Source organism: Sorangium sp. So ce385, assembly GCF_051474135.1.
GTDB classification, from domain to species: Bacteria; Myxococcota_A; Polyangia; order Polyangiales; family Polyangiaceae; genus Sorangium; species Sorangium cellulosum_D.
Map to the genome: position 1 here is coordinate 3,863,988 of NZ_CP150337.1, position 12,971 is coordinate 3,876,958.

9 protein-coding genes are annotated in these 12,971 nt (G+C 73.0%); 5 read left to right on the forward strand and 4 right to left on the reverse strand.

Annotation, left to right across the window (positions count from 1 at the left end; genetic code table 11):
* Positions 1 to 93: 93 nt before the first annotated feature.
* The 3 genes from WME83_RS14355 to WME83_RS14365 are packed head-to-tail and all read left to right on the forward strand — an operon-like array spanning position 94 to position 4,177.
* Positions 94 to 3,282: a cation-translocating P-type ATPase gene (locus tag WME83_RS14355; protein WP_437319850.1), complete on the forward strand. Its 3,189-nt coding sequence runs from the start codon at positions 94 to 96 to the stop codon at positions 3,280 to 3,282.
* Positions 3,279 to 3,563 (forward strand): hypothetical protein, encoded by a 285-nt coding sequence (locus WME83_RS14360; protein WP_437319851.1) that lies wholly within the window; start codon positions 3,279 to 3,281, stop codon positions 3,561 to 3,563. The genes WME83_RS14355 and WME83_RS14360 overlap by 4 nt, the downstream gene beginning before the upstream one ends.
* Positions 3,560 to 4,177, forward strand: coding sequence for an HMA2 domain-containing protein (locus WME83_RS14365; protein ID WP_437319852.1), 618 nt, complete (start codon positions 3,560 to 3,562; stop codon positions 4,175 to 4,177). Before WME83_RS14360 ends, WME83_RS14365 begins: the two co-directional genes overlap by 4 nt.
* Before the next feature lie 27 nt (positions 4,178 to 4,204).
* On the opposite strand, the gene WME83_RS14370 is transcribed toward WME83_RS14365, so the two are convergent.
* Complete coding sequence (locus WME83_RS14370) at positions 4,205 to 4,351, reverse strand: hypothetical protein (protein ID WP_437319853.1); 147 nt, start codon at positions 4,349 to 4,351, stop codon at positions 4,205 to 4,207.
* A gap of 428 nt (positions 4,352 to 4,779) precedes the next feature.
* Between WME83_RS14370 and WME83_RS14375 the strand changes: the two genes are divergently transcribed.
* Both WME83_RS14375 and WME83_RS14380 read left to right on the forward strand, forming a co-directional pair.
* Positions 4,780 to 4,998 carry a hypothetical protein gene (locus WME83_RS14375; protein ID WP_437319854.1) on the forward strand — a complete coding sequence of 73 codons (219 nt, stop codon included), beginning with the start codon at positions 4,780 to 4,782 and terminating at the stop codon, positions 4,996 to 4,998.
* Positions 4,995 to 6,125: a collagen-like protein gene (locus WME83_RS14380; protein ID WP_437319855.1), complete on the forward strand. Its 1,131-nt coding sequence runs from the start codon at positions 4,995 to 4,997 to the stop codon at positions 6,123 to 6,125. The genes WME83_RS14375 and WME83_RS14380 overlap by 4 nt, the downstream gene beginning before the upstream one ends.
* 167 nt (positions 6,126 to 6,292) lie before the next feature.
* Here WME83_RS14380 and carB read toward each other — a convergent pair whose 3' ends face one another.
* The 3 genes from carB to WME83_RS14395 form a co-directional block, all read right to left on the reverse strand.
* A complete protein-coding gene (gene carB, locus WME83_RS14385; protein WP_437319856.1) occupies positions 6,293 to 9,565 on the reverse strand; it encodes a carbamoyl-phosphate synthase (glutamine-hydrolyzing) large subunit in 3,273 nt (1,090 codons plus the stop codon).
* Between the two features lie 3 nt (positions 9,566 to 9,568).
* Positions 9,569 to 10,735: a glutamine-hydrolyzing carbamoyl-phosphate synthase small subunit gene (carA, locus tag WME83_RS14390; protein ID WP_437319857.1), complete on the reverse strand. Its 1,167-nt coding sequence runs from the start codon at positions 10,733 to 10,735 to the stop codon at positions 9,569 to 9,571.
* Positions 10,736 to 11,089: 354 nt separating this feature from the next.
* The gene (locus WME83_RS14395) at positions 11,090 to 12,808 is read right to left on the reverse strand and encodes a carbamoyltransferase family protein (RefSeq protein ID WP_437319858.1); all 1,719 of its coding nucleotides are present in this window, start codon (positions 12,806 to 12,808) and stop codon (positions 11,090 to 11,092) included.
* Between the last annotated feature and the right edge of the window lie 163 nt (positions 12,809 to 12,971).

A 12,971-nucleotide genomic window follows, 5' to 3' on the forward strand; every position in this document is an offset into this window, starting at 1 on the left:
CGGCGGCGCCTCGCCCGGCCGAGCGGTGTGGCCCGCCCGCACACCGGCGCTGGCTCGACCTTTGAAGAGGCCCAGAGCCCAGCGCGGAGGATCATGGGGCGTTCGGGGGCGGGCTGGATCGGTCTCGCCGGCGCGGGGAGGAGCCGCGGCGGCGGCAGCGCGCGGCGGCTACGCCGCTCGCCTGGGCGCGATCTGCACGGGCGCGCCGGGATCGCGCGGCTGCGCGCGGAGGTGGCCGGCCTCTTCGGCGACGGTGCGCGCGCCGCGCGCATCGAGCGCGACCTCGCCGCGGTCCCCGGCGTCGCGTCCGCGCGGGCGAGCGCGAGGACCGGGCGGGTGCTCGTGCGCGTGCGGGAGGACGCGGCCCCTCTGGCCGCCGTCGTGCTCGCCGCCCACGCCGTCCCCGGCGCCCCGCCGCCGCCGTCCGCGCGGCGCGCCGCGCTGGCCCTGGCCGAGGGCGTGGGCGCGCTCGTCCGCGGCGCGCGCCGCCGCCTGCGCCGCGAGGGCGCCGCCGAGCGCGAGCGCGGCGGCGGGGCGGCGTGGGCCGCGCGGGGCGAGCGCGCGCCGGACGCGCGGGGCGATCTGCACGGGCGCGCCGCCGCCGTCGACCGGGCCCACGCGGAGGACGCGAGCGAGGTCGCCCGCGCGCTCGGCGTCGACCCGGCCGCCGGGCTCGGCGCCGCCGAGGCGCTGCGCCGCCTCCGCGAGGTCGGCCCCAACGAGCTCGCGGGCGTCGCGACCCGCTCGTCGCTCGAGATCCTCGCCGAGCAGCTCTTCACCGTGCCCACCGCGCTGCTCCTCGGCGCGGCGGGCCTGTCGCTCGCGCTCGGCGATCTGGTCGACGCGGGCGCCGTCCTCCTCGTCGTCGGCGCGAACGCGGCGATCGGCACGTACACCGAGTCGCGCGCCGAGGAGCTCCTGCACGCCTGGGGCGCGCTCCGGGTCGGGGGGGCGCGCGCCGTGCGCGACGGGCGCGAGCAGCGGCTCGCCGCGTCGGAGCTCGTGCCGGGCGACGTGCTCGCGCTCCGCGCGGGCGAGCCGGTCGCGGCGGACGCGCGCGTCATCGCGGCGCGCGACCTCGCCGTCGACGAGAGCACGCTGACCGGCGAGAGCGAGCCCGCCGAGAAGGGCGCCGCGAAGGTCGACGCCGGCGCGCCGCTCGCCGAGCGCCGCGGCATGGTGTACGCGGGCACCACCGTCGCCTCGGGCGAGGGCGCGGCGGTGGTCGTCGCGACGGGCGGGCGGACCGCGCTCGGGGACATCCAGCGCGCGCTCTCCCGCGAGGGCGAGCGCACCCCGCCGATCGAGCGGGAGCTCGCCTGGATCGGCCGGCGCCTCGCGGCCTTCGCGCTCGCGAGCTCGTCGGCGGTGGTGGCCGTCGGCCTCGCGCGGCGGCGGCCGCTCCGCGAGCTCGCGCGGAGCGCCGTCGCCCTCGGCGTCGCCGCCATCCCCGAGGGGTTCCCTGCCGTGGGCACCACCGCGCTCGCGCTGGCGAGCCGCCGCCTGCGCGGCCGCGGCATCGTCATCCGCCGCCTCGCCGCGGCCGAGACGCTCGGCGCGGTGAGCGTCGTCTGCGCCGACAAGACCGGCACGCTCACCGAGAACCGCATGCGGGTCGCGGAGATCTTCCTCCCCGGCGAGGGCGTCCTGCGGGTCGCCCGCGCCGCGCGCGGCGATCGCGGCGGCGATCGCGACGGCGCGGGGCCGCCGCGCGCGATCGCGCTCGTCGGCGAGGACGGGCGGGAGGTCGCCGCGAGCGCCCCGCGCGTGCACGCGCTCGCGCGCATCGCCGCGCTCAACGCCGACGTCGAGCTGAGCGACGTGGGCAAGGTCGTCCAGGGCAGCGGCACGGAGCGCGCGCTCGTCGAGTTCGCGCTCGCGGCCGGCTACCCCGTGTCGGCGCGGCGCCTCGCGGCGCGGCGCGTGAGCGAGGAGCGCCGCTCGGCCGAGCGCGCGTTCATGGTGACGGTCCACGACCACCCGGAGCTCGGGCACATCGAGCTCGTGAAGGGCGCGCCCGAGCAGGTGGTCGCGCGCTGCGGCGCCCCGCGCGGCGCGGCCCGCGACGAGGTGCTCCGCCAGAACGACGCGATGGCCTCGCGCGGCCTGCGCGTGCTCGCCCTCGCCTGGCGGCGGGACGGCCGACCGGACGACGACGCCCCGCTCGAGCTCGCCGGCCTCGTCGGGCTCCGCGACCCGGCGCGCGAGGGCGCGCGCGAGGCGCTCGCGACCCTCTCCGGCGCGGGCATCCGCACCCTGATGCTCACGGGCGATCAGGAGCGGACCGCGCGCGCGATCGGCGCCGAGCTCGGCATCCCCGCCGACGCCGTGCACAGCCGGGTCACGCCCGAGGCCAAGCTCGACATCGTGCGGGCGCTCCAGCAGCGCGGCGCGATCGTCGCCATGACGGGCGACGGCGTGAACGACGGCCCCGCGCTCAAGGCCGCGGACGTCGGCGTGGCCATGGGCAAGCGCGGCACGGACATCGCGCGGGCGGTGGCCGACGTGGTCCTCGCCGAGGACGACCTGCCGAGCCTCGCCGAGGCGGTCCGCGAGGGCCGGCGGCTGCACGACAACGTCCGCCGCGCCATCGCGTACTTCGTCGCCACGAACGCGAGCGAGGTGCTCGCGATGCTGGCCGGCGCCCTGGCCGGCGCCTCGCCGCTCACGCCGCTGCAGCTCCTCTGGATCAACCTGCTCACCGACATCGCGCCCGCGCTCGCGCTCGCGCTGGAGCCGGCCGAGCCCGGCGTCATGCGGCGCCCCCCGCGCGACCCGGCCGCGCCGCTGCTCGGCGGCCGCGACCTCCGCGCGCTGGGGCTCGACGCGGCCACGATGTCCGGGGCCTCGCTCGCGGCGTACGCGCTCGGCGGCCGCGCGACCGCGGGATCGAGGGCGTTCACCGCGCTCGTGACCGCGCAGCTGCTCCACATCCTCGCCTGCCGCGCCGGCGCCGCGGAGGGCGCGCCGGGGCCGCTCGCGCGCCGGGACAACCCGCACGTCGCGCGCGCGCTCGCCGCGACCTCCGCGCTCCAGGCGCTCGCGCTAGGCTCGCGCTCCCTCGGCCGCCTGCTCGGGGCGCCGCGCCTCGGCGCCGGCGAGCTCGCGCTCGCGGTGCTCGCGGGCGCGCTGCCCTCGCTGGTCCGCGGGTCTCCGGGGCGCGCCGCGGGCGGTGGCCGCGAGATCGCGATCGTCCGCCAGGTCGACTCCGTCGAGCGCATCGACGGCGGTGCGCGCGGCGCGCGCGCCGCCGGTTCGCGGAAGGGGGATACGGCATCATGAGGTTTCATCCACCATCGTTCGCCCTCGGGGTCGGCAGCGCCGTCCTCCTGATGGGCAAGAAGCAGCACCTCCGGCCGGTGGTCGTCGAGATCGCGGCGCTCGGGCTCCACCTGGGCCGGCTGGGCCTCGCGTTGGTCGAGCGCCAGCGGGAGCACGCCGAGGATCTCTGGGCCGAGATCGCGGAGCGCGTGCGGCACAAGGCCGGGGGCGCGGAGCGGGGCGCGCGCGCTGAGCGCCGGAGCAACGGCGCCTCCGAGCTCCACGGGGAGCCGTCGTCATGAGGCTGCCGCCGGTGCTCGTCGCCCACGTGCTGGAGCGGCGCGTCCGCCTGCGCGCCCCGGCGCTGACCGGCCATCGCCGCGCGTGCGAGCGGGTCGCGGAGCAGCTCGCGGCCGATCCCGGCTGCGAGGTCGTGAAGGTCCGACCGGTCACGGGCTCCGTGATCGTCGAGCGCCTCGAGGGCGGCCTCGACGCGGAGCGGCTGCGCGCCCGGCTCGCCGAGCTGGTCGGCGAGGCGCGCGACGACGACGGCCGCCTGATCGCCGCCCCGCGGCCCGAGGGCCACCCCGGCCCGACGCGCGTCGCGCGCGCCGTCGCGCACGCCGTCGCCGGGATCAACGCGGACGTGCGCGAGGCGATGGATTACCGCGCGGATCTCGGCACGCTCTTGCCGGTCTTCTTCGCGGCGGCCGGGATCGCCGAGGTCGGCGTGACGCGCCGGCTGCCCGTGCCGGCCTGGTTCAACCTGCTCTGGTGGTCGCTCCGGTGGTTCGTGACGTTCAACCCCGCGGCGGTCTCCGAGGAGCTGCGCGCCGCCGCCGGCGGGGCGCCGTCCTCGCCGCCCGACGCGGCCGACGGGAACGGCGGCGCGGGCCCGCCCGGTCGCGCGCTGTAGCGGCGCGGGATCGCCGGGCGGCGCGGGCTATCGCGCGGCCGGGCGGATCGCGCCGAACCGGTAAATGCCGCCCATGACGATGAGCAGGGCGCCGGCGAGCCTTCGAGTCCGGCGCGGGTCGATGCGCGCGTCGACCGCCTCGGCGAGCGCGACGGCGACCAGCGTGCTCAGCACCAGGCAGGACCAAGCGCGGAGAGAGGCAGCGAGAGCATTCCACCGGAGAGCGGATGTTTCTCGTAACGCACCTCTCGTGGACATCTTCTTGCGACGTGAGCGTGCCGGCGCGCTGTCGTGCTCGTTGCGCTTCCCGTCGACCGCGACGTAAAGCGGCGACGCTTCACAAGGGTTCGGGATTCGATTGAACCTTGGTTGCGCCGCGCGTACCTTGTTGTCCCAGATCGTAAGCCCCAGAAGCAGAGGGGAACACGTTGATGGCGCGACCGCGATTTTTTACCTGGCTTGGCACCTGGCTTGGCCTGTTTATTGCTTTACTCGCCGCGTCTCCTGGTTGTAGCTGCGGCGGTGAAGAGCTGACGGTGACCGGGCCCGGGTCGGGCGGCGGTGGGGCCGGGGGTGCTGGCGGTGCGGGGGCTGGCCCTTCGGTGGCGTCGAATGGCGGGGGCGGGGAGGGGGGCAAGGCTGAGGTTGCGGACCGGGGCGTCGCTGCGAGCGATGTGGTCAGCGCGGGCGAGGTCGTGAGCAGCCCGAGCTACCGCATGGTCTTCACGCTCGGTCAGCCGACGCAGAATCAGGGAAAGACGACCTCGCCGAGCTACCGCATGCAGGGCGGGCTGGTCGGGGCGAATGGGAGCTTGCCATGAACGGGATGGGACGGCGTGTCCTCGCGATTTGTGTCCTCCTCGCCGCCTCGGTCGGCCTCGTGCGCGGCGCGTCTGCCGCTGTGCCGACGCAGATCACGCACCAGGGTCGGCTCTTCACGGCGAACGGAGAGCCGGTCACCGACGCGCTCCAGGTGACGTTCGCGGTGTACGCCGCCGAGGCGGCCGAGGACGGCGAGGCGCCGCTCTGGAGCGAGACGATCTCGATCTCGTTCGACGACGGATACTTCTCCACGGTGCTCGACTTCACGGAAGAGCAGGCCGCGAAGGTCTTCGACGGCTCGGTCCGTTACCTTGGAATCACGGTCGCGAACGATCCGGAGATGGAGCCTCGCGCGGCGATCGGGAGCATTCCGTACGCGATGGTCGCGAACAACGCAGTTGGTGAGATCACGCCGAAGCTGGTGAAGATCGGCGACAAGGTCGTCATCGACGAGAACGGCAACTGGGTCGGCAACCCGACCGGGGTCGAGGGGCCGCAGGGTCCTCCTGGGCCCGAGGGGCCTCAGGGGCTGCCTGGCGAGAGGGGTCCTGAGGGTCCTCAGGGGCCTCCTGGGCCCGAGGGGGCTCAAGGGCCTCAGGGGCTGCCTGGCGAGAGGGGTCCAGAGGGTCCTCAGGGGCCTCCTGGGTCCCCCGGTCCCGAGGGGCCCCAGGGGCCGGTCGGCCCGTCAGGGGTGCTCGCGACGATCGCGATTGCGGGCAACATCGCCCCCTCTTTTTCTGGCTACAGCCCCGATTACGTCTTCGTCGGTCCTCCGGGGTCGGTGAGCATCACCGGGAGAAAGCGCGTGACGGGATCGGCCTCTGCGGTCCTCGGTCTAGCGCCGTCGAGCGCTCCGCTCCTCGCCGTGGTCGGCCTCTGTTACCAGCCGGTCGACGACGCGGGCGTCGGGGGCGAGCTCGTCAATTTCTTCGGAGGCGCCTTTGCGAACCACTATTTCACGCCGACGCGCACCACCTACTCTGTCTCTGGCACGACCTCGTTGACAGAGGGCAACTGGAATGTCGGCATGTGCCTCCGCAATGAGGGGGGCAGCGCGATCCAGGGAGCGAGCTCGACGACCGCCGGCAGCCTGGTGAACGGCTGGTTCATCGTCACGAACGACTGAGGGCGACCCCTCGCGCTCGAGTGCGCACGAGCGATACGCTCGCTCGACACGACCGTCTCGCGTAGCTCTGGCTCGCGTAGCTCTGGAAGGAGTGATGGTCCCGATGGCCCAGGCGAGCTCGGCGGGGCGCCCGCGCGCCCCCCTCCGAGGGCGCGCGGGCCTGCACGTCAGCGCAGCGCCACCGGGCTCCGCGCGATGTACTCGTCGTAGGCGAGCGTCCGCAGATCCCCGATCCGCTTCGCGCGCATCGCCTCGATGACCGCCCGCGCGAGCTGGAGATCGGTGATGAGCGGGATGTTCGCGTCGACCGCCCGCCGCCGGATCAGGTACCCGTCCGGACGCCCGAGCTGGTCGTACTCGCGGGGGATGTTGATCACGAGATCCACCTTCCCCTGCTCGATCGCGCTCATCGCCGTCTCCCCCTCGTCCGGCTGCTTCGCGAGGCTCGTGCACTCGAGCCCGAGCGCCCGGAGCGCCTCGGCCGTGCCCGGGGTCGCGTAGATGGGCAGCTTCAGGTGCTCGGCGATGATGCGCGCCTCGTCCGCGAACCAGTACTTGTCCTCGAGCGGCCCGAGCGACAGGAGGACGCCCTTCTTCGGGAACCGGAACCCGGTCGCGAGCAGCGCGTGCAGCAGCGCCTCGTGCACGTCATCCCCGAAGCAGCCGACCTCGCCGGTGCTCGCCATCTCCACGCCGAGCATCGGGTCGGCCCCCACGAGGCGCGAGAACGAGAACATCGGCGCCTTCACGCCGACGTAATCGAGATCGAGCCCGCGGTTCTCGACCGGCTGCGACACGCCGAGCATCCGGCGCATCGCCTCCCGGACGAAGTTGTTCCCCGTCACCTTGGACACGAACGGGAAGCTCCGCGACGCGCGCAGGTTGCACTCGATGACCTTCACCGTGTTGTGCTTGGCCAGGAACTGCATGTTGAACGGCCCGGTGATCGAGAGCGACCGCGCCACCTGCTGGGCGATCTGCTTGATCCTGCGGATCGTCGCGATGGAGAGCGACTGCGGGGGCAAGACGAGCGTCGCGTCGCCGCTGTGGACGCCGGCGTTCTCGACGTGCTCGCTGATCGCCCAGAGGATGATCTCCCCCCGGTCGGCGACCGCGTCGATCTCCACCTCGCGGGCGTGGGTCTCGAACTTCGAGACGACCACGGGGTAGGCCGGGGACACCGCCTTGGCCCGGGCGAGGATGCGATCGAGCTCGTTGGGCTCGTGCGCCACGCTCATGGCCGCGCCGCTCAGCACGTAGCTCGGGCGCACGAGGACCGGGAAGCCGCCGAGCTTGTTCACGATCTCGCCCGCCTCGGCCGCGTCGACGACGTGCGCCCAGCGCGGCTGATCGATCTCCAGCCGGTCGAGCAGATCGCTGAACTTCTTCCGGTCCTCGGCCGTGTCGATGCTCCCCGCGCTCGTGCCGAGGATGCGCGCCCCGGCCTGGTGCAGCCGGAGCGCCAGGTTGTTCGGGACCTGCCCGCCCATGCTGACCACGATGCCGTACGGCTGCTCCCGCTCGTAGATGTCGAGCACCGTCTCGAAGCTGATCTCGTCGAAGACCAGCTTGTCGCACGTGTCGTAGTCGGTGCTGACCGTCTCCGGGTTGTAGTTCAGCATCATGGTCTCGTAGCCGAGCTCCGAGGCCGCGCGGATCGCGTTGACGCAGCACCAGTCGAACTCGACGCTCGATCCGATGCGGTAGGCGCCGGACCCGAGCACCATGATCTTCTTCCGCCAGGACGGCGCGACGTCCGTGGCCGACGCGTGGTAGCTCGAATAGAGGTAGTTCGTCTCGGCGGGGAACTCGGCCGCGAGCGTGTCGATCTGCGCGAGGTGCGGCACGATCCCGTGCCGCTTCCTGGCCTCCCGGATCGAGCCCCGCGGCGCGCCGGTCAGCGTGCCGATCATCCGGTCGCTGAAGCCGAGCTGCTTGGCCTCCCGGAGCGTCGCCTCGTCGAGCGCGGGCTCCTGCGCCGCCGCGGGCTTGTCGGCCTGCGCCGGGACGGGCACCCGGAGCGCCTTGAGGTCCCGGTGCATCCGCACGATCGGCTCGATCTGGTGCAGGAACCACCGGTCGATCTTGGTGAGATCGTGGATCTCGTCGACCGACATCCCCTCCTGCAGCGCGCGGGCGACGGCGAAGATCCGGAGCGGCGTCGCGTTCTTCAGCTCGTCGGGCAGGTCCTTGAAGGTGAACGCGTCGGGGTCGAGCCCCTTCACCCCGATGTCGAGCATCCGGAGCGCCTTCTGGATGACCTCGGGGAACGTCCTGCCGATGGCCATGACCTCGCCGACGCTCTTCATCTCGCTGCCGATCCGCATCGAGGCGCCGCGGAACTTGCCGAGGTCCCAGCGCGGGACCTTGCAGACGAGGTAGTCGAGCGCCGGCTCGAAGAACGCGGTCGTCCTGCGGGTGATCGCGTTGGCGATCTCCGGCATCGTGTAGCCGACGGCGATCTTCGCCGCGACGTACGCGAGCGGGTAGCCCGTCGCCTTGCTGGCGAGCGCGCTCGACCGGGAGAGGCGCGCGTTCACCTCGATGACCCGGTAATCGACCTTGTTCGGGTCGAGCGCGTACTGGATGTTGCACTCGCCCACGATGCCGAGGTGGCGGATCGTCTTCAGCGCGACCGAGCGGAGGAGCTGGTACTCCTCGTCGTTCAGCGTCTGCGACGGGGCGACGACGATCGACTCCCCGGTATGGATCCCCATCGGATCGAGGTTCTCCATGTTGCAGACGGTGATGCAGTTGTCGCGACCGTCGCGGACGACCTCGTACTCGATCTCCTTCCAGCCGCGGAGGCACTCCTCGACGAGCACCTGGGGCACGCCGCCGGCGAAGCCGCGCCGCACGGCGTCGTCGAGATCGCGCTCGCTCTCGACGATGCCGCTGCCCTTGCCGCCGAGCGCGTAGCCGCCGCGGAGCATCACGGGGAACCCGATCTCGCGCGCCGCGGCCATGGCCTCGGCCGGCGTGCGGCAGGCGCGGCTCCGGGCCGTCTTCACGCCGATCTCGTCGAGGCGATCGATGAAGAGCCGCCGATCCTCGGTGTCGCGGATGGCCTTGATCGGCGTGCCGAGCACCCGCACGCCGTACTTGTCGAGGATCCCGGCGTCGTGGAGCTCGAGCCCACAGTTGAGCGCGGTCTGCCCGCCGAAGGAGAGGGCGATCGCGTCGACCTCCTCCTTGACGATGATCCGCTCGACGAACTCCGGGGTGACCGCGCAGAGGTGGATGCGGTCGGCGAGCCCCTCGCTCGTCTGGATGGTGGCGATGTTGGGGTTCACGAGGACGGTGGCGATCCCCTCTTCCTTGAGGGCCTTGATCGCCTGCGACCCCGAGTAGTCGAACTCGCCGGCCTGACCGATCTGGAGCGCGCCGGAGCCGAGCACGAGCACGCGCCGGGGTTTCTTGGGGAGATAGGCGCCGTACATGGCTCAGCTCCTTCCTGCGGTGGAGGTGGGGCGGGGATCCGCGCTGGCGGTCCCTGCGGATTTGACTCGCGAATCGGCGGACCCCTTCATCGCGCCGCAGAGGCGCAGGAAGTCGTCGAAGAGGTAGCCGGCGTCCTCGGGCCCGGGCGTCGCCTCGGGGTGGAACTGGACGCTGAAGAACGGGCGCAGCCGCGAGCGGATGCCCTCGTTCGTGCCGTCGTTGATGTTGACGAACCAGGGCTCCCACTCGGCGGGGAGCGACTCGTGCTTCACCGCGTAGCCGTGGTTCTGGCTCGTGACGTAGCAGCGGCGGCTCAGGAGGTCCTGCACCGGCTGGTTCACGCCGCGGTGGCCGTACGGCAGCTTGTAGGTGTCGCCGCCGGCGGCGAGCGCGAGGATCTGGTTGCCGAGGCAGATGCCGAAGATCGGCTTCGTGTACGTGCCGAGCAGGCCGCGCACCGCGGCGACGAGCTGGCCGAGGTCCTTCGGGTCGCCGGGGCCGTTGCCGATCAGGACGCCGTCGGCGGTCTCGGCGAGCTCGGCGATGGGCGCGTGGTAGGGCGCGCGGATGACGGTGACCCCGCGCCGGAGGAGCGAGCGGACGATGTTGTCCTTCGCGCCCGCGTCGATGAGGAGCACCTTCAGGGGGCCGCCCTCGTACGTGATCGGCTCGCGGGGCGACACGAGGCGGAACACCTCCTCGCGCATCTCCACGGCCTCGGCCGAGCGCTTCACCCGGTCCAGGTCCATCTCGGCCGGGAACAGCCAGCCCTTCATGGTGCCGACCTCCCGGAGCCGCCGCGTCAGCGTGCGCGTGTCGATCCCGGTGATCGCCGGGATGCCCTCGCTCGCGAGCCAGGCGCCGAGCGAGCGGACCGCGGCGTGGTGGCTGTAGCGCTCGATGTAGTTCTGAACGACGAGCCCCTGCACCTGGATGCGGTCGGCCTCGTAGGGCCCGTCGACGCTGCCTGCCTGCCGCGGCGCGGGCACGCCGTAGCTGCCCACGAGCGGGTACGTGAGCGTCAGGATCTGGCCCTTATACGAGGGATCCGTGAGCGTCTCGACGTACCCCGTCATGCCGGTGTTGAAGACGACCTCGCCGCTTACCGCGCGCGGGGCGCCGAAGCACCGGCCCGTCATGGTCGTGCCGTCTTCGAGTACGAGCTTCATCCGATTCGCATCCATCCTCTTTGACCGCCTGGGCCGCCGCGGCGCGGGCCCTTACGCAGGAGGGGCCGCGAGCGCGTGCTGCGCCGTAGGCCCGTGGGGTACCAGGTCCGCGCGCGCGTTGCGCGGCGGGCCGGCATCATGATCGAGGCTGAGCGTCCAAGCACCTCCGGTCGCTGGAGCCGCCTGCTCCGGCATACCGTCGAGGTGGGCATCGCGCCCGCCGTCCCGTTCTTCCACATGCCGGGGACGCCCATTTGCCGTCCCCTCGCTCCACGTCAACCAGGAACTTTCGCCTGAGATTTCCTGGCCGCTTCCCGCGCGCTTTTGGCGGGCCGCCGGGCTGTGCGGCCCCGGCTAGGGGGTCTGCGCGCGCTCGACGTAGGCCTGCTCGAGGACGAGCACGTCCATCTTCGTCCGGAGGAAGCAGTCGAGCGCCTCCTTTGGGGTGCAAACGACCGGCTCGCTCGCGTTGAAGGAGGTGTTCAGGAGCACCGGGGTGCCGGTCAGCCGGCCGAACTCGAGGAGGAGCGCGTGGTAGCGCGGGTTGTCCTTGGCGGTGACCGTCTGGAGGCGGCCCGTGCCGTCGACGTGGGTCACGGCGGGGATCTCGTCGCGGCGCTCCGGCTTGACCTTGTAGACCATGACCATGAACGGGTCCGGCGAGGTCTGCTCGAAGTAGTCGCCCACGCGCTCGAGCGGGAGCGCCGGCGCGAACGGGCGGAACATCTCGCGGCGCTTGATCTGCTCGTTCATGATGTCCTTCACGTCCGGCCGCCGCGGGTCGCAGAGGATGCTGCGGTTGCCGAGCGCGCGGGGGCCGTACTCCATCCGCCCCTGGAACCAGCCGACCACCTTGCCCTCGCTGATCGCCCTGGCGACGCGCGGGATCAGGTCCTCGTCGGGGAGCGCCTCGAACGCGACCTGCTCCTTCCGGAGCAGCTCGTCGATCGCCTCCTGCGAGAACGCCGGGCCGAAGTAGCTGTGGGTCTGGTGGAAGGCGCGCGGGTTGCCGAGCTTGTGGTGGTGGACGTAGAGCGCCGCCCCGAGCGCCGTGCCCGCGTCGCCGGCCGCGGGCTGGACGAAGACGTCCTCGAACAGCCCCTTCGGCCGGATCTTCCCGGCGGCCACGCTGTTGTACGCGCAGCCGCCCGCGAGGGCGAGGCGCGGCGCGCCGGTGAGGTGCTTCGCGGTCGCGAGCAGCTCGAAGTAGACCTCCTCGAACGCCGCCTGCGTCGAGGCGGCGATCGCCTTGAAGCGGTCCTCCATCCGGCTCTTCGGGCTGCGCGCGGGGCCGAGCAGCTCGACGAGGCGCTCGGAGTGGATGGTGCCGTAGCGGGGCTCGCCCTCCCACGTCATGGAGATGCCCTTCGTGTGGTGCTGGAAGTGCTCGAGCCCGAGCTCGAAGGCCCCGTCCTTGACGCGCACCACCTGGCGGAGCTTGTCGAGCAGCTCCGGCTGGCCGTAGGCCGACAGCCCCATGACCTTGTACTCGTCGCCGAACTTGGGGAAGCCGAGGTACTGCGTCATGGCCGAGTAGAACAGCCCGAGCGAGTGAGGGAAGGCGACGCGCCGGAGGATCTCCAGCTTGTTGCCGCGGCCGCGCGCCCACATCGTGCTCACGAAGTCGCCGAAGCCGTCGATCGAGACGACCGCCGCCTCGTCGAAGCCCGAGGGGAAGAACGCGGAGGCGAGGTGCGCGCGGTGGTGCTCGACGTTGTGCGACTCGGCGCGGATGCGCTTCGGGTCGACGCCGAGCGCGGCGCCGAGGTGCACCTTCGGGGCGCTCGCGCCGAGCGCGCCCTTGAGCAGCCCCGCCGGCGAGCGGCGCGTCAGCGCGTAGAGGAGCTTGTCGCCGAGGTGCGCCCGCGTGTCGCGCCCGATCGCGATGTGATCGATGTCCTCGACCCGCGCGCCGGCCGCGCCGAGGCAGTACTCGACCGCGAGCCGCGGGAAGCCGGCGCAGTGCTTGATCCTGCTGAACCGCTCCTCCTCCGCCGCGGCGACGAGCTGTCCGTCGACGAGCAGCGCGGCCGACGCGTCGCCGTGGTAGGCGTTGATCCCGAGGATGAGCATGTTTCGGCCATCTTCCGGCGCCCCCGCGCGAGGGTCAAGGCGCGCCCGGCGCGCGGGAGCGTGGGGTCAAGGCGCGCCCGGCGCGCGGGGTCAAGGCGCGCCCGGCGCGCGGGCGCGCGAGGACGAAAGCGCGGATCGCGCGGCAAAGCCGGCCGCCGCTCGC

Coding starts and splice junctions, on each gene's coding strand:
- WME83_RS14355 (WP_437319850.1), top strand. CDS start 94: ATGGGGCGTTCGGGGGCGGGCTGGATCGGTCTCGCCGGCGCGGGGAGG.
- WME83_RS14360 (WP_437319851.1), top strand. CDS start 3,279: ATGAGGTTTCATCCACCATCGTTCGCCCTCGGGGTCGGCAGCGCCGTC.
- WME83_RS14365 (WP_437319852.1), top strand. CDS start 3,560: ATGAGGCTGCCGCCGGTGCTCGTCGCCCACGTGCTGGAGCGGCGCGTC.
- WME83_RS14380 (WP_437319855.1), top strand. CDS start 4,995: ATGAACGGGATGGGACGGCGTGTCCTCGCGATTTGTGTCCTCCTCGCC.
- carB (WP_437319856.1), bottom strand. CDS start 9,565: ATGTACGGCGCCTATCTCCCCAAGAAACCCCGGCGCGTGCTCGTGCTC.
- carA (WP_437319857.1), bottom strand. CDS start 10,735: ATGAAGCTCGTACTCGAAGACGGCACGACCATGACGGGCCGGTGCTTC.
- WME83_RS14395 (WP_437319858.1), bottom strand. CDS start 12,808: ATGCTCATCCTCGGGATCAACGCCTACCACGGCGACGCGTCGGCCGCG.